At 41.2% G+C, this 17,562-nt stretch carries 12 protein-coding genes; all 12 read right to left on the bottom strand.

Annotated features, from left to right (window positions below; translation table 11 throughout):
* Positions 1 to 162 precede the first annotated feature (162 nt).
* The 12 genes from AB5627_RS09115 to xseB all read right to left on the bottom strand — a co-directional run bounded on the left by AB5627_RS09115 (position 163) and on the right by xseB (position 17,556).
* Entirely contained in the window at positions 163 to 3,873 is a 3,711-nt protein-coding gene (locus AB5627_RS09115; RefSeq protein ID WP_022286865.1) for a UvrD-helicase domain-containing protein, read from the bottom strand.
* A complete protein-coding gene (locus AB5627_RS09110; protein WP_022286864.1) occupies positions 3,874 to 7,230 on the bottom strand; it encodes a PD-(D/E)XK nuclease family protein in 3,357 nt (1,118 codons plus the stop codon).
* Positions 7,231 to 7,325: 95 nt separating this feature from the next.
* Positions 7,326 to 7,562: a hypothetical protein gene (locus AB5627_RS09105; RefSeq protein WP_022286863.1), complete on the bottom strand. Its 237-nt coding sequence runs from the start codon at positions 7,560 to 7,562 to the stop codon at positions 7,326 to 7,328.
* A 60-nt stretch (positions 7,563 to 7,622) separates the two neighbouring features.
* Positions 7,623 to 9,989, bottom strand: a complete 2,367-nt coding sequence (locus AB5627_RS09100) for a homocysteine S-methyltransferase family protein (RefSeq protein WP_022286862.1) — start codon at positions 9,987 to 9,989, stop codon at positions 7,623 to 7,625.
* On the bottom strand, positions 9,979 to 10,650 hold the full coding sequence (locus tag AB5627_RS09095) for a vitamin B12 dependent-methionine synthase activation domain-containing protein (protein ID WP_022286861.1): 672 nt from the start codon (positions 10,648 to 10,650) through the stop codon (positions 9,979 to 9,981). Before AB5627_RS09095 ends, AB5627_RS09100 begins: the two co-directional genes overlap by 11 nt.
* Positions 10,651 to 10,758: 108 nt before the next feature.
* Positions 10,759 to 12,429, bottom strand: a complete 1,671-nt coding sequence (gene recN, locus AB5627_RS09090) for a DNA repair protein RecN (RefSeq protein WP_267300379.1) — start codon at positions 12,427 to 12,429, stop codon at positions 10,759 to 10,761.
* A gap of 21 nt (positions 12,430 to 12,450) precedes the next feature.
* The gene (gene argR / locus AB5627_RS09085; protein ID WP_022286859.1) at positions 12,451 to 12,909 is read right to left on the bottom strand and encodes an arginine repressor; all 459 of its coding nucleotides are present in this window, start codon (positions 12,907 to 12,909) and stop codon (positions 12,451 to 12,453) included.
* Complete coding sequence (locus AB5627_RS09080) at positions 12,906 to 13,781, bottom strand: NAD(+)/NADH kinase (RefSeq protein ID WP_117958204.1); 876 nt, start codon at positions 13,779 to 13,781, stop codon at positions 12,906 to 12,908. The genes argR and AB5627_RS09080 overlap by 4 nt, the downstream gene beginning before the upstream one ends.
* A gap of 19 nt (positions 13,782 to 13,800) precedes the next feature.
* Positions 13,801 to 14,607 (bottom strand): TlyA family RNA methyltransferase, encoded by an 807-nt coding sequence (locus tag AB5627_RS09075; RefSeq protein WP_022286857.1) that lies wholly within the window; start codon positions 14,605 to 14,607, stop codon positions 13,801 to 13,803.
* Positions 14,600 to 16,456 carry a 1-deoxy-D-xylulose-5-phosphate synthase gene (gene dxs, locus AB5627_RS09070; RefSeq protein ID WP_117863782.1) on the bottom strand — a complete coding sequence of 619 codons (1,857 nt, stop codon included), beginning with the start codon at positions 16,454 to 16,456 and terminating at the stop codon, positions 14,600 to 14,602. Before dxs ends, AB5627_RS09075 begins: the two co-directional genes overlap by 8 nt.
* A gap of 25 nt (positions 16,457 to 16,481) precedes the next feature.
* Positions 16,482 to 17,375: a polyprenyl synthetase family protein gene (locus AB5627_RS09065; protein ID WP_022286855.1), complete on the bottom strand. Its 894-nt coding sequence runs from the start codon at positions 17,373 to 17,375 to the stop codon at positions 16,482 to 16,484.
* On the bottom strand, positions 17,368 to 17,556 hold the full coding sequence (gene xseB / locus AB5627_RS09060; RefSeq protein ID WP_022286854.1) for an exodeoxyribonuclease VII small subunit: 189 nt from the start codon (positions 17,554 to 17,556) through the stop codon (positions 17,368 to 17,370). The genes AB5627_RS09065 and xseB overlap by 8 nt, the downstream gene beginning before the upstream one ends.
* Positions 17,557 to 17,562 lie beyond the last annotated feature (6 nt).

Here is a 17,562-nt window from a genome sequence, read left to right as displayed (position 1 = left end):
TGACCTTTTTACTACAGAGAACTGCGCTTAAGGTGAGAACGGACATTGTTCTGCTTTGTTTACCATGATATTATACTACACTTTTACCCACTTGTCAATACCTTTTCTCAAATTATTTCAAAAAAATATTATCAAAACTCTCTATATGTCATTATATCACATTCAGAGCTTGATTTCAACCCCTTTTCGCAGCCAAAATGAATAAATATAACAGCTTTTTATTTTCTCTCCGAGTATCATCTCAAACGATGCTTTATACAGTGCAAGCTGTGTTTTATAGCCCATGAGCTGTGACAAATCATTAAATCTGTCAGTTTTATAATCAACAATAACATATCCGTCAGGCTCGTGGAAGATACAATCGGCGATACCTTGAAGCATTCCGCTGTTACCATTATATTCAGGAAGATTTTCACTTAAGTCAAGATCGCTCATTGAAACAAGAAACTTCTTTTCACGCATCACATTATCGGAATTTTTCACACGCTCATAAAAATCAGATCTAAAGAATGCTTCAAGTGCTTCAACATAAACTCCGTCAGCTTCTTTCTGGCTGAAGTACCCCTGATTCACAAGACGTTCAAGCTCTGTTTTTACGCTTTCATGTGCCTTATCATAGTCCGATAACTCCATAAATTTGTGGGTAAAAGTTCCCTTTTCCGCTGCTGATAGTTTATCAAACTCATCATCAAGCCGTGGAAGACTAGGATAAAACTCAGGTTCGGTTTTCTCTGTCTGCTTCTCTTTTTCAGCCGCAGTTATCTCCGTAACAGTAAGCTTTGCTGGTGTTGATACTCCTGACCAGTCATACTCAAATGCAAATTTGTCAAGAAGATTTCTAAGCATTGTTTTGTCCGCTTCTATTTCGTTAATAGATGTATCTTCTTCCTGTGTCTGTTCTGTATTTTCAATGCCGTATTCATTATATATTATCTCAGGCTCAGGATATTCGTCCCCGCTGACAGCTATATTATCAGTGCCAAGCCAAGATGTGAGTTGATCACCCGTGGAGTGAAGTGCAAGCGTTATTGTTATCCAATCAAGCATCGTTTCAGCGTCCGCCACAACATTTTCAAGAGAATCTCCCTGCTTTGAGTATATGTTTCTAAGCCTGTCAACTATTCCCGCCTTACGTTCAATAACCTTTTCATATGTGGTATTGCTGTAAATAATCGGTGCGTAGCTTACAAAAAGTCTTTCTTTTGCTCTTGTACATCCAACATAAAGCAGGCGGAGTTTTTCACTTTTTTCCTCTGCTTTTGATTCCTTTGAAAGCTTATCATAGTAAAGTGAAGTTTTTCTCATAAGTTTGCTGTTATCCATAAAACTGAAAGCAAAGCCCAGCTTGTTATGTGAACAGTAACCTTTGTCTTTCTTTATAAGCGGTATGTCAAGCTGACATAAAAATACAAATGGATATTCAAGACCTTTTGAAGCATGGTAGGTCTTTATGTAAACGGAATCTGAGCCCTCTGTTACCGTCATTGCCTGCTTAAAGGCTTTTTCATTTGAGGACACAGAGTCGATATATCTTAGAAAACCAGTTACGCCCTCCTGACTATTTTGCTCATAGGATGAAGCATATTCAAGAAGCAGACGAAGGTTTGCTCGCTTTTTATCAGAATCAAGATACAGCGAAACGATCCCCATAAGGTCGGTCATGTCGTATATTTTTCTTATGAGCCGTTCAAGACCCATGCTCATTGAAAGATAACGCAGGGAATTAATAAGCTTATTAAGCTCTATGCACTTATCCTGCAATGTTTTATTATTAAAACTTATATGAGTAGCTTCCTTTTCGTGGCTGTCCTCAGCAGAAGCTGACGCCGCTACCACCTGATAGATATGGTCTTTCAGTTTGCTGTTAGGCTTCTTTGACTTTTCTGTTACTGCCGCCATTTCATCAGGCGTAAATCCCATGATAGGCGACATCATGATAGCTGTCATTGCAATATCGTTCATAGGATTGTCAATTACCCTGAGCATATTCAGCACAAGTGTTATCTCTCTTGACTTCATGTATCCGTTTGTATCCTCAGAATATGCTTTCAGACCTACTTCTTCAAGGGCTTTTGCCATAAGGGTAATTTCATCATTCTTTTGAACAAGTATACAAAAATCTCCTGCACGGCACGGCCTTAGAGAGCCATGATCTTTGACTTCCTCACCGTTTTCAAGCATATGCTTTATCTTTTGTGCTATTACTTTGTTCTCCACAGAATAGCCATTTGTCTTTTTGTAGTCCTTATCAAAAGGTATGAGCATTATTTCTGTAGGCTTGTTATTTTCATCATAAAGTTCACCGTATCGAAGTTCTTCATTTCTATCATAATCCACCTGACCTGTGTGCTGTGTCATAAGATAGTGGAACAGAAAATTTACAAAATCAACCACAGACTCACGACTTCTGAAATTCTTGCTTAGCAAGATAGCCTCGAGCTGTTCGCTGTTTTCAGGTGCGGAAGCGTCATTTCTCGTTTTGCTGAAAAGTTCAGGATTTGAGAGTCTGAAACGATATATAGCCTGCTTTATATCGCCTACCACAAAAACATTTTTGCCCATGATATCCAAGTTATCAGAATCAGAAAGCGAGCGGAAAACAAGCTCCTGAAGATTATTCACGTCCTGAAACTCGTCTATGAAAATAAGCTCATATAGCTTGTTTTTGCGAATTTCCTCGCAAAGCTCCGTGCGAACAGGTCCATTCTCGGTATCTTTTACAAGCAATTCTCTCGCCATTATCTCAACGTCAGAAAAAGTAACGCCATTTCGTTCAAGCTTCATTTCTTGTGAGATCTTGTCTATATCTTCGCATACCCTGCACAGAACAGTAAATATTCTGTCAGATTCAAGCATATTTTCCTTCATGATTAGTTTTGTGTTATTGAACATATCGGTAATTTTAGCTACGATATCTTTATATTTGTTTCTGTATGATGCACAGAAGGCATAATTGTCCTTGAACTTAATGCGAATATCATCGTCAAGTGATGCATTGAAAGCCTTGTTTGTGGGAAATCTTTTTATGGTGCTGAATTTCCAATCTGACTTAGCAATAGTATCTATATCGCCGCTTTCAAGAAGCTTTCTTAACCTATGAAGAAGTTCTCTGTCACTGTCGGCAGTTTCATTCATTTTGATATGTTTTATAAAAGGGATGCCTTCTATCTCTTTACGGCAGGCATATTCTTCAAAAACCTCATACATTGAAAATGCTTCTTTCAGCTTTGTTTGAGCTACACATATATTATCTTTTATAAAGCTGTCAAAAATCTTATCATCAGTAAAATTTTTATGTACCTCTGCTCTCCAACGCTTAGAAAACGGCAGCGAACGCATGAATTTATAAAGATTGTCGGTGATTTCATTGAGAGTTTTATCCGCAAAAGCGTTTTTCAGCAGTTTGTAGCTTTCATAATCTTCTTCACAAAGCTTTTCATAAGCCTGCGTGATAGCTTCCTGCAAAATAAGATTTTGCACACTGTCATCAAGTATATCAAGTCCTCCCTGAAAATCAAATTCATGTAGATTACTTTTCACAAGGTCAAGACAGAAAGAATTTATTGTAGATATCCTCGCAAGCTGGATAAGATTTTGCTGACTAAGCAACCACTTGTTTTCAGGGTCACGGCGAAGCTGTTCGTCAAAAGCACGGCTGAGTTTTTCTTTCATGCTTGAAGCGGCTTCTTTTGTGAATGTTACTGCAAGAAGTCTGTCGGCAGGTATTTTATTTTTTTCATCAGAAAGAAGTTGTATCATTCGTTCTATAAGCACTGTGGTTTTGCCGCTTCCTGCCGCCGCTGAAACTATAATGCCCTTGCCACGGTCACTAATGGCTCTTTCCTGCTCTTTGGTCCATTTTGTATCAGCCAATTATTTTTTCTCCTTTCTGTCAGTTAGTTCTTCCATAAGTTTTTCTTCATAAACGCTGTCTTTCACGTCTGTAACGTCATCTTGGTTTATCCTGCCGCAGATATCGTGAAAATCACAGTGCTTGCAGGCTTCCGCCACAGGTCTTGCCTGAATGTTTCCCTGGCAAAGCTGTTCACCAAATTGCGCCACTTTGCCTATAGCAAATTCTCTGAGCTTTGTAAAAAAACCGTCTGGAATAGTGCCTGAAATGCCGTTGGTTTTAGAATATTTAAAAGGCGCATAGGCGTAATTCTCTTCTGAGCTGAAAGCTTCAGTGACAACCTTTATATCAACGACTTTTCCTATAGGCTTGAAAGCGTTTAGCCGTGATCTGCTCTCGGCTTCTTCTATGTCAGCGTCGGCTGTCTGCTCGTATGTTTTAGGCTTGTTTCCTAGCGTGTAGTATACGATACCAGCCTGCTTCAATCCACCGTCTATATTCACTGGATTTTTGGTTTCAAGTAAAGCGGTAAGATACACGAACATCTGCAAATTAAGGCCATTGTAGAGCATTGAATATTTAAGGTCAATAGAGCCTGTTTTATAGTCGATTATCCTCACATATTTTTCACCGTTCTCGTCCTCGAAAACGTCAACTCTGTCGATAATTCCCGTAAGGATTATCTTATCTCTGCCGTTTACGTCTATGATTAGTCTGTCTTCTCCTTCGGACTTGTCTATTTTGTATTCCAAAAGCGCAGGTCTGAATTTTGAGTGAAGAAGCTCATTCTGCATAAAACGAATGATATGCAGGATATTGCTTTCCATACGCTCCTGTAAAAATACAAATGACGGAGATTTTCCGAACATTCCACCAAGGCTTTCCTTTATATATTCGGTAACGTTTTTGTGGATATACTCTTTTATCTCATCATCTGAGAGAGTAAGGAAAGCATTGTCAAAGCCTGTGCCGTCATCACCTTTACGCATTATCTTTTCAAGAAGCTGATGAATGATAAGTCCCCTGTTAAGCCCGTCGATGTCTGCCTTTCTGACAGTTTTAAGACCAAGACCATACTTGCAGAAATAATTGAACGGGCATTTATAATATGTATCAAGCTGAGTAGGCGAGACCTTTGCAGGCTGTTCTGACATGAAAAGCTTTTCTGCTGTCTTTTCGTCAAGCTTATAGTCACCGTTTTCATGAAGATTCTTTGTTCGCATAAGTTTCTCGGCATATTCCTGCGATAACCCCAACACAGACCTAATCGCAGAAACTGTAGCGTTTTTATCTCGGGAATGTTCCATATATTTATAGTAAGCTGTCCTGAAAGAAGTGCAGTAAAAATCAAGCCCCACATCCTGAGCTTTGGTATTGATTTTGCCAAACATTCCGTTAAGCTCGGAAACAAGTGCAGAGGGGTGGTGAGCTTCTCCTACAAGGTCAGATTCTGAATAAAGCACATAGAGCTTTTCGTCTGCAAGGGTAAAAGCGTTGTAGCACACAAGCTTCTCTGTCTGAAAAGATTTTCTTGCGCTGTGTGAGATATGAATATCGCTTCCCTCTAATATCATTTTTTCATTTTCTGTGATAAGTCCACCAGAGCTTAAAGTCGCAGGAAATATGCCGTCGTTCACCTCAACAAGAAAGACAGCCTTTACGCCCTCAAGCCTTGAATGGCTCGGGTCGCATATCCTTACGCAGTCAAGTTTCTGCGGAGGACGTGAAACACTCATTTGCGAAAGCATGAGCTTGAAAAGCTCATAAAACTGTCGGAGGGAGATAACTTCGTCATTCATGCAGTCATAGACGGATTTGATAGCCGAAAGAACAGAGTTCCAAAGTTGTTTCAATCCTCTTGCCATTTCAAGCTGAGTTTCGTTATCCGAAGTTCCTGCCTTTTTTACTACAGAAAAGGTCTGCTGAGAAAGCTCAATGCTGCCAAGAAGATCATAAAGCCCACGGCACAGTTCCCCTGCTGTAACGTCTTTAACAAGTTTGCTTTTAAATGCTTCAAAAGGCTCGATTATCTTTCGTCTTGAGCAGTTTATTTTTTCAAGCTGTTTTTCGCTGAGATCACCTGCAACAGTAAAATCACTGAGCCACATATCACCATCAACGCTCCAGCGTATGCAATAGTCTTCCAGATTTGATATCTCGATATTCAGCATTGGAAAAAGCGGCGATTTTATGTATTTCAAAATATTGTCCGTGGAATACTTTCTTGAAAGCAAGCACTTGAAAAGCGAGTTCATATACCTCACCAGAGATGATGAAGAAACACTGTCACTGCAGTCTGAAAAATATGGTATCTCATATCTGTCAAACGTACCCTCAAAAACGGAAGCACAATCTTTAAGGTTTCTTGCAAGCAAAGCTATGTCACTGAATTTATAGCCTTTTCCTCTGACAAGTTCCCATATCTTTCCACTGACAAATTCACTTTCTTCGTAAATATCCGTTGCTGATATAACAGAAACATTTTCGCACTTTCCGATGTATGGCTTTTTGCAGGTGTTGTAAATCTCTTTGCTGATATATTCTAGTTCAGGGGCTTTGAATGAACTGTTGTGACACTCTATGGTGTTGACCTTGTAATTATGATCAGCGGAAATATCTGTTATCTGTTGCAACGTTTTAAGAGTATCAGCAAAAGGGTGATTTGAATATCTTCTAATGCTTTCATTGTCGATACATAGAGAGAACGTTATACTCTTGCATTGTGCGATACAAGCGTCAAGCATTTTAAGTTCATCAAAAGAGAAATCGTTGAAAGCGTCAACAAAAACTGTCATTCCACGGAAATATCCGTTTTCCTTGACCTGATCCACACTTCTTGCCATTGCAGACAGTGTATCCTGCATTCCTGCCTTTTCAAGCTCATCCATGTAAAAATCATAAAGTCTTGAAATATCAAAAAGTTTCATGGCAAGAGAGCCGCTCTGCTTCTCAGCAGCAAGAGCTAGATCCTGTGGTGTTATTCCGCTTTCACGAAACTGGCTCACAAGTTCATTAAGTTCGGCTAAGAAACTGCCCTTTTCAAGACTCTTTTTATAAAAGCGGATATCCTTGGTCTGCTTAAGACGTCTGACAGCCTTATACATAAGAATAGTGCGGACGTTATCATCGGCATTTTCTTTTGCACTACCGCCATAAAGCTTCTCTGTGAACTCAGCGATACGGTTAAAGCCTGCAGTCTGTATGACGTTGAAATCTGCCGCACCAAGGTGTTCATACAGTTTTTTATCATATTCAAAAGAAAACTGATCTGGTATTATGACCATGACCTGCTCGCCGTTTTTTACAGCAGACTTGATCTTATCTATGAAAACTTTGTCACGTCCACTGTGAGAGCCACCGCTTATAACTGTTACCATTGAATGAGCCTCCGTTATGATTGATATTTATATAATAACACGGCAAGGCTCAAAAGTCAATCGTACTTTTGATACAAGTACAAATAAATGTACACTTATCTAAAAAGGCTTTTAATTATCTCGGCTATTTTAAAAGAAAACTTTATATCTTCCCTATTGCCGTCTATAACAGTTATGCCACTGCCATTTTTATCGTTTTTTTCATCTGACATAACATTGCTCAAAACGAACGCTGCCCCAAGGTTTGATGAGGAAAAAGCAGCGGCTTTGATGCCTGCAGAGCTTACTGTAACGACAAATGAAATGATGATAGCTGTAACAAACTTTTTCATTAAAAATGGCCTCCCATAAATATCTGTTGTTCAGATTATGGGAGGTCATAGTTATTTTATTCAGTTTCCGAAAAATTTTCTTGCGATATCTACCGACTCTTTTGCGTCTTTTGCATAATAGTCAGCGCCTATCTGCTCTGCATAGTCAGCCGTTACCACCGCACCGCCTACTATTATCTTGCAGTCAACATTGTTTTCACGAAGAAGCTTAACTGTATTTTCCATGCTCACAAGAGTTGTTGTCATAAGCGCAGAAAGACCGATAAGATGTACGTCATTTTCTATTGCACAATCAACTACTGTCTGATAGTCAACGTCCTTGCCAAGGTCAATAACGTCATAACCATAGTTTTCAAGAAGTACCTTTACAATGTTCTTGCCGATATCGTGGATATCACCCTTTACTGTTGCAAGGATTATCTTGCCCTTAGAAACGCTTTTTTCACCCGTTGACAGAATGTAATTTTTTATTACCTCAAAGCAAGCCTGTGCAGTGCCTGCTGTCTGGATAAGCTGCGGCAGAAAAAGCTTGCCCTTTTCAAATTCTGCACCAGCCTTATCAAGTGCCGGGATAAGCATATCATTGACAATGTTCATGGCTTCTGTTTCCTGCAAAAGCTTTGCAGTAAGGTCAGCTGCTTCTTTCTTCAGACCGTTTTCGATAGCATACGGCAAGTCTATCTCAGCTTTTGCGCCTGTTGCGGCAGGAGCAGTTTTTTTCTCGCCACCGTAGTGAGAAATAAAGTCAACAGAGTTTTTATCAATGTTTGTCAGAAGCTTGTAGGCACGAACAGTTGCCGTCATGGAATCAATATTAGGATTCATTATCGGCAGGTCAAGACCCTTTGTGAGCGCCATCATAAGAAAGTTGTGATTAACTATCTCTCTGCTAGGCAGACCAAAGCTGATATTCGATACACCGAGAACTGTTTTAAGTCCAAGCTCGTTCTTTACTCGTTCCACTGCATTTACTGTCTGCATAACATTTTCCTGCTCCGCAGAAGCGGTAAGAGTAAGACAATCTATATACACATCTTCTTTTCTAATGCCGTATTCAAGCGCCTTGTCAAGTATCTTTTTAGCAAGCTCAAATCTCTTGTCAGCACTCTTTGGTATGCCGTTTTCATCAAGAGTAAGACCTACCACAGCCGCACCATATTTCTTTACAAGAGGAAGAACATTTTCAATGGAGCTGTCCTCAGCGTTTACAGAATTGACGATAGGCTTGCCATTATAAGCCCTCAGAGCCGCTTCAAGCACCTCAGGTATAGTTGAATCCACCTGCAAAGGCACATCGACAACGCCCTGCAAAGCCTTTACAGCCTTGACCATCATACTCTTTTCGTCAATTCCCGGCAGACCAACATTTACATCAAGAATATCCGCACCTGCGTGTATCTGCTCGATAGCCTGACCAAGGATATAGTCAATATCGTTTGCAAGCAGTGCTTCTTTAAAACGCTTCTTGCCAGTAGGATTGATACGCTCACCGATTATTCTTGGCTGGTCTATAACTACAGTATGTGTCGGTGAACAGCAAGCGGCAGGGATATCATTATGCACGCTGACGTGCTTCTTGCCTTTGAGCATTTCAGCCAGCTTTTTGATATACTCAGGGTTAGTTCCGCAGCAACCTCCAAGCACCTTAACTCCCAATGGGATAAGCTTTTCTGCAAACTCCGCAAAATCTTCAGGTGAACAGTTATATTCATTTGTAACAGGGTCAGGAAGTCCTGCATTAGGCTTTACTACAACAGGGAGATTTGTCCACTTGCAAAGCTCCTCCACAACAGGATAAAGCTCCTTTGGTCCTAAAGAGCAGTTCACACCGATTGCGTCAACGCCCAGACCCTCCAAAGTCAAAGCCATGGAGCTTATGGCAACGCCCGTAAATGTACGCATATTTTCCTCAAAAGTCATTGTGCAGACTATAGGAAGATCGCTGTTTTCCTTTGCCGCAAGAACAGCCGCTTTAAGTTCATAGAGATCTGTCATTGTTTCAAAAACGATAAGGTCTGCGTCAGCTCCTGCAAGTATCTGCTCCTTATAAATATCGTAAGCTTCTTCAAAAGTGAGCGTTCCTGTTGGCTCTAGAAGCTGTCCGATAGGTCCGATATCAAGAGCAACAAAGGTATCAGTACCCTCACAGGCTTTTCTTGCATTTTTTATAGCCGCAGGGATAGCCTGCTGGACAGTATATCCGCACTTTTCAAGCTTGTGTCTGTTTGCACCGAAAGTGTTGGCGTAAACAATGTCTGAGCCTGCGTTTATATACTGGCGGTGTATGTCCACCAGCCAATCAGGCTTGTCTATGTTAAGGGCTTCAGGAGTGCCACCCATTTCAAGTCCCTTTGCCTGAAGCATCGTACCCATTGCTCCGTCAAGTATGACAAATTCTTTTGTTTTAAGTAATGTTCTAAAATCCACAATGATCTCCTCTTTTTCTGAATTGACAGACTTCCCTCATATTACAGCAGGCACAACCACGTCTGCCTTTTGATATTTCATTTTTTGACAATCCGATTACCGCCGTAACAGACTTTCTCGGCGTCAGTATATTATTTTCAGTTGCATTAAGCCCGATAAATTTCTGCGCATTGAGTACGTCAAGAAAAACTCTCTGCACGCTGATAGGCAGATCGCCATAACCAGGAGAAAACCTCCATGTCTGATTATATCCGCTGAGCTTTTCTTTCACAGTGTTGTCAACTATATCGCATACCTGCTCCACAGCCGCACTTGCAAGGCAATCCGCTATCATAGCTTTAGCCATATCCTCTGCTTCATAAGCACGAAGCTTTCTATCAACGCCCGAAGAAATAGTCGCTGCAAAAAGCACGCATTTACTGCACCCCTCAAGGTGTCTGCATATATCATTGCCGCCAAGAAACAACGGAGTACCGATGACCTCAACACCGTTCTCTTTATGAGCGACATCAAACACTCTGTACACAAATTTAGGCTCAATGACCTTCAAAAGCTCTTTTTCACATTCATCTATCAACAAAGCCGTGCGTTCGTCTGGCTTGTTATTGCCCATTCCCATATATCTCACGGCTTCTTTGACGTTTATATGTTCAAGTTTCAAATAATCACCTACCGATTATTATTATACCACATTACTATGAATTTTACAACAATAAATAATAAATGTACGTTCACAAAAAAAGTCCCCGCAATCATCAGGGACTTTGTGTTACATATTGTCAGCGTCTTTAAGATACTGTTCAGCATTTTCAAGCATAAGCTCTGTGATATTTTCACCGCCCATTATCCTTGCTATCTCATACTTTCTCTGCTCATGATCGAGAGTTCTAACAGTTGTAACTGTCCTGTCGCCCTGTATATTTTTCTCAATAAGCAAATGATTATCCGCCATAACAGCCATTTGGGCAAGGTGGGTCACACAAAGAACTTGCCTAAGGCGAGATATCTGTTTCAGCTTTATACCTATCTTCTGAGCCGCTCTGCCGCTTACTCCTGTGTCTATCTCGTCAAATATCAGCGTGCCGATACTGTCCTTTTCTGCAATTACGTTTTTCAGTGCAAGCATTATTCTTGAAAGCTCACCGCCTGAAGCGATCTTCGCAATAGGCTTTGGCTCTTCGCCCAGGTTTGCAGAAATAAGAAACTCTATGCTATCCATGCCATTTATGGTGAGCTTGCCTGTTTTCTGCTGAACCACCAGCTTGACCTTTGGCATATTGAGAAATTCAAGCTCCTCTGTTACCTGAGAAACAAACCGTTCTCCTGCTTTCTTTCTATGGTCTGAAAGTGCTTTGGCTTTCTTTGATACCTCCGCAAGAAGTCTTTCCTTTTCTTTATTAAGCTCGTCTAAGCTCTGCTCTGCTCCGCTCAGTTCATCAAGCTCATTCTGTGAATTTTCAAGAGTAGTCAGTACATCATCAAGTTCAGGTCCATATTTCTTCATGATACGCCTGAGTTCATCAGAACGCTGATTAAGGTAATCATAACGTTTCGGGTCGATATCGAGGCTGTCAAGAAGTGAGCCTATCTCCTCGGAAATATCCTCCATTTCAATAGCCGCAGAACTAAGTCTGTCATATATAGGCGATATCTCAGTCATTATATCAGTATATCCCTCAACCGATTTTGAAGCTCTCTGCGTCATCTCCACTGCACCATCTGTGTCATCATCGCCCGAAAGAAGTTGTTTTGCCATATAAAGAGCCTCAGAGATTGCAACAGCATTTTTAGAGATGTTAAGCTCTGCTTCTATCTCTTTATCCTCGCCTTCATGAATGTTGAGCGTATTTATCTCCTCGACAATATCAGCAAGCTCAGCCATGCGAAACTCTTTTTTGCTTTGCTCAGTTTTTATCTTGTTTATCTTCTTTGCAATGCTTTGAAGCTCTCTGAAAGAGCTGTGATAATCTTCTATAAGAGCTTCCGATTCGGCATAGCTGTCAAGTATCTCTATATGACGTTCAGGAGCCATGAGTATCTGATTGTCGTGCTGTCCATGGATAGTTACAAGCGTTTCTCCGATAGCTTTAAGTACGGAAACGTTCACCGCTCTCGAGTTGACTCTTGCAACGCTTCCACCATCTGAACGTATCTCACGGGTAAGGAAAAGCTGTCCGTCTTCTGCACTTATGCCAAGCTCGTCTAGTACCTGCAAAACATTGTCCCCAATGTCAGTAAACAACGCTGAAATAACAGCCTTGTCCGTGCCTGTTCTCACAATATCCTTAGTGACACGCTGACCGAGGATAGCATTTATTCCATTTATAAGTATGGACTTACCTGCTCCCGTTTCGCCTGTGAAAACATTAAGCTTATCAGAAAAATCTATAGTCGCCTTTTCTATCACGGCAAGATTTTCAATATAAAGTTCACTTAACATTTTAGATCATTCCTCTGCTGTTTAAGAAATAATAGAGGATCTCAGTTCCTCTGCCATATGGGACGCATCTTTTTCTGTCCGCATAAGTATGAATATCGTGTCGTCACCTGCAAGCGTTCCCACAACATTGTCAAGCCCTAACTTGTCAAGCTTTGCACACACCGCCTGTGCCATGCCCGTATGACATTTCACCACAACAGTGTTAAGCGCATGATCCACTGACACAACGGCGTCTGAAATTATGCCGAAAATACCATTGTTTTGCTCTGCAATATCTTTTTTGAGTGCAGGCAGGCTGTATTTATAATTGCCGTCTGAACCAATGGTCTTTACAAGGGAAAGCTCTTTTATATCCCTTGAAACTGTTGCCTGAGTGACTTTAAGACCATGCCTTTTAAGCGCTTCACGAAGTTCCTCCTGAGTGCCGATATTTTCGTCTTTGACAATCTGCATTATCAAATTCTGACGCTGATTTTTCATATGCCGTCCTCCGCTGATTCCTTCAACGGCTGCATAAGCTTTTTGTTTATTGACGAGAAAAAGCTGCCGCCGCTTATATCTATGATTTCAACAAAATACTTTGACTTTGATACTATCACAGTGTCCTCTGCCGAAAGTCTGAAAACATTATTACCGTCAACGCTGACGATTGCGTGAGAGCCACTGTTAGTGTGACACTTGACTTTCATAACGCTGTCCTCTGAAAGTATCATAGATCTTGCAAAAAGCGAGTGAGCACATATCTGTGTGAACTCTATACACTTCATTTCAGGTTCGATTATAGGTCCACCTGCTGACATTGAATAGGCTGTTGAGCCTGTGGCTGTAGAAAGTATAACACCGTCTGCACGAAGTGAAGAAATAAGTCTGCCGTTTTTTGACACCTCAAAATCGGCTATCTTACAATCGTCAGCTTTTGTTACTGCAACGTCATTAAGCGCAGTATATGACTTATTTTCACTGCCACATTCGACATTTACGTTTAACATCATTCGGCGGCTGAGGGTATATTCTCCAGAAAAAAGCTTGTCCAGCAATTCAAGCTGTAAATGTTCAAGAGAGGCCATAAAACCGAGTCTGCCACAGTTTATGCCAAGTATAGGCTTCTCAAACTCACAGCCCTTAAGAGAGCATTTGAGTATCGTTCCGTCACCACCGATCGCAATAATCATATCACACTGCTTTACACACTCGTCTTCGCTACAGAAAGTGATATCGAGCTTTCCGAAAACGTGCTTATAGCATCTATCCATAAAAAGTTTTGCACCATTTTTGTGCAGCCTTTCATATGTTGCGGTCGTATACTCAAAGCAATGAGTTTTATCAAGATTTGGATAAAGATAGATTTTCATAATATTACCACTCTTGCGTTTAGTCTTTGAAGCTATCAAAAGCTTCGTTCACAAATTCTTTTATATTGAGCTGACCAAGCTTGTCAGCCGTCATGTCAGCGTTTTTAAGTAGAATAAGATATTCAAGATTGCCGTCGCCGCCCTTAACAGGTGAAATTGTTATCTTTTCAGCCGCAAGCCCCTCTGCTCGAAAACAGCCAAGAAGCTCGGTTATCACTCTCACATGGTCTTTACGATCTTTGACGATACCCTTTTTATTGAGAGCCTGCTTGCCAGCCTCAAACTGAGGTTTTATAAGAAGAACCATTTCGCCGCCATCGCAAAGACAATCGCAAAGGGATTTTATAACAAGTTTTAGAGAAATAAACGAAAGGTCACCACTTATGAACTGCACAGGTCTGTCAAAAAAATCCGCTGTCAGATATCGTGCATTCACGCCCTCACAGTTTTTCACCCTGCTGTCATTGCACAAACTTTCATCAAGCTGTCCGTGACCCACGTCCACCGCATAGACAAATTCTGCGCCATGTTCAAGCATACACTGAGTAAATCCCCCAGTTGAAGCACCGATATCTGCACAAACTTTACCTGTTAAGTCAAGCCCGAAAACATTGCAGGCGTGTTCAAGCTTAAGTCCGCCCCTGCCGACAAACTTCATATCGTCAGGCCTACATTTCACCCCGTCGTTCTCATCAACCAATATAGAAGGCTTGACGCAGACCTTGCCGTTTACCGACACAAATCCATTTTTTATAAGCTGCTTGGCACGTTCTCGGCTTTTTACGCCGCAGTTCGTAACTATATACACATCAAGTCTTTCACTCATCTTTCAAAAAGCCCTCAACTGTATCAGCCATTTTCTCTGCTGAAAAACCAAGCTCGTCAAGTAGCACATCACATTTTCCGTGCTTCACGAAACCGTCAATAGCAAACTGAGCCACATTTGGGCAGATAGAAGCATACTTCTCTGAAATACTTCCACAGTAATAAGCTTCCTCAAAGAACAGCACAGCATCGTAGGCTGACATTATATCAACCACCTCATTGTCTATAGGGAAAATATTCACGAGCTTAATAATATCGCACTTTATATCACGATTTCTGAGTATTTCTATAGCTGTAAAAAGATCATTTGCAAGCCTGCCGTATGTAACAAGCAGAACCTTTGCGCCCTCTATATGACGATAAACGTAAGTTGAAACAGGATCAGATGTATCATACAGTGATTGATCCCTGCCCCTTGGATATCTCACAGCGCAAATGCCACTGTCGTCCTCAACAGCTTTATGCAGGCACAGCCTGAGTTCGTCATAATTAGACGGGGAGTATATCCTCATATTTGGCACAGAGGTAAGAAAAGAAACATCAAAAATTCCCTGATGTGTTTCACCATCATCACCGACTATACCTGCGCGGTCAACGCATATAACTGCATGACAACCTCCTATTGCCATATCATGGATAAGTTGGTCGTATGACCTTTGCAAAAACGATGAGTACACAGCAAAAACAGGTACATAGTTCATAGAAGCAAGCCCAGCACAGAAAGTAACTGCGTGTTCTTCGGCAATGCCTACATCAAAGAAGCGTTCAGGAAAACGCTTCGCAAAATACTGAAGCCCCGTGCCGTATTTCATTGCCGCAGTGACTGCACAAAGACGCTTATTCTTTTCTCCCATTTCACAAAGCTCTTTTCCCATTATAGAAGAAAAGCTGTCAGAAAGTACGACGTCGGGATTGCCCGTTTTTATCTCAAAGGAGCCGACCCCGTGAAACTCTCCCGGGTTAGCTTCTGCAGGAGCATATCCCTTGCCTTTTATAGTATTCACATGAACAAAAACAGGCTTGTTTACTGCCTTTGCAGCCATAAGTCCCTGTTCAAGTTCTTCAAGATTGTGTCCGTCGATAGGTCCAATATAGTGAAAGCCAAGATCTTCAAACATGGTGCTGTGAAGTATCATGTTCTTGACCGCATTTTTGGAGTTACGAACGGCATTTTTCACAGGTTTACCTATAACAGGCGTCTTATCAAGCATTCTCTCTACTCTGCCCTTTGTGCGCTGATAGCTCTCTTTTGTACGCATGGAGGAAAGATATTTTGCCATTCCGCCAACATTTTTTGAGATAGACATTTCATTGTAGTTGAGGATAACGATGATATTTGTATCACTTTTGCCTGCATTGTTAAGTCCCTCGTAAAGCTCGCCACCTGTTGAAGCACCGTCACCGACTACAGCAATAGCATGGTGAGTTTTATCACCACTCAGCTTCATTGCTGTGGCGATCCCAAGCGCAGCAGAAACAGACGTAGAGCTGTGACCGCTTATAAAAGCGTCATGCACTGACTCGTCAGGTCTGCAAAAACCCGAAATACCGTTTTCCTGTCTGAGAGTTTTAAACTCTTTGAGTCTACCCGTAAGTATTTTATGTGTATATGCCTGATGACCAACGTCCCAGACGATTTTATCTTTAGGTGATTCAAAAACTCTGTGGATAGCCATTGTAAGCTCCACAGTACCAAGATTTGACGCAAGATGACCGCCGTTTTTTGAAACCGTATCTATAAGAATTTTCCTTATATCACCGCAAAGCTCCTCACACTGCGCAGTGGAAAGCTTTTTCAGGTCGGCAGGCAAATTCATTTTATAAATATCAGGCTTTTTTATTTCCGACATTATATCTAGATCTCCAATCTTTTTATCAACTTCTTCTTGTAAGCATATCAGATGTAAGCTCTGTGAGGAAAACGCTATCCTCAAAATATTTAAGATGACCCAGTGCTTGAACTGTCAGTTGTTTTGCTATCTGTTCTGACTTGTCAAGTCCAAGAAGGGATACATATGTGTTTTTATGCTGTTCGCTGTCACTGCCGATAGGCTTGCCAAGCTCCTCAAAAGTGCCTGTTACGTCAAGGATATCGTCAACTATCTGAAATGCTCTGCCCATTGCCTGAGCATAATCTGCCGCAAATGGGATAGCCTCAAGCTTATCGCCGAGAATAACGCCCATTACACAAGCGGCTTCAATAAGTGCGCCTGTTTTGCAGGTCTGCAAAATATTCAGTGTATCAACATCTATTTCTTTATTTTCATATTTAAGGTCTATCACCTGACCGCCTATCATGCCGTCAGTGCCTACTGCTCTTGCCAGAACAGAGATAAGCATAACAGCCTTGTCGGCAGATATAACACCGTTCATGGCACTGTTGGCAATCACTTCAAAAGCAAGAGTGTTTAGTGCATCGCCTGCAAGGAGTGCGATATTTTCAGGAAAAGCTTTATGACATGAGGGCTTTCCACGTCTGTAATCATCATCGTCCATACAGGGCAGATCGTCATGTATAAGAGAAAAAGTGTGTATAAGTTCAATAGAACAAGCTATCTCTGCATACTTCTCAGGCTGACGCTCGCCGCACATACGGCAAAATTCAAGCATAAGCACAGGTCTGAGCCTTTTGCCCCCTGCCTGCAAAGAATACTCCATAGCCTCAACTACCTGACCCTGAAGCTCAGGCTTTGAGTGGGTAAGCTCCAGCAGTTTATTATCTATAAGTTCCACATAATAATCAAGTGTGGCTTTGTTCATATCATTCATCGCTATTATCTCCGTTCATAGCCTTTACGGAAAGCTTTGCACTTTCAAGGCTTTTTTTGCATTCGACCGACAGATCTATCCCCTCTTTATAAAGTTCCAAAGCTTTCTCAAGAGGAAGCTTGTCATTTTCAAGCTGACCAACTATATCATTAAGTCTTGTAAGATTTTCTTCAAAAGTCATTTTAAA

The organism is Ruminococcus sp. RTP21198st1_G1_RTP21198_201120 (assembly GCF_040924265.1).
Lineage (GTDB): Bacteria > Bacillota > Clostridia > Oscillospirales > Ruminococcaceae > Hominimerdicola > Hominimerdicola aceti.
This window is presented reverse-complemented; position numbering and strand designations above follow the sequence as displayed.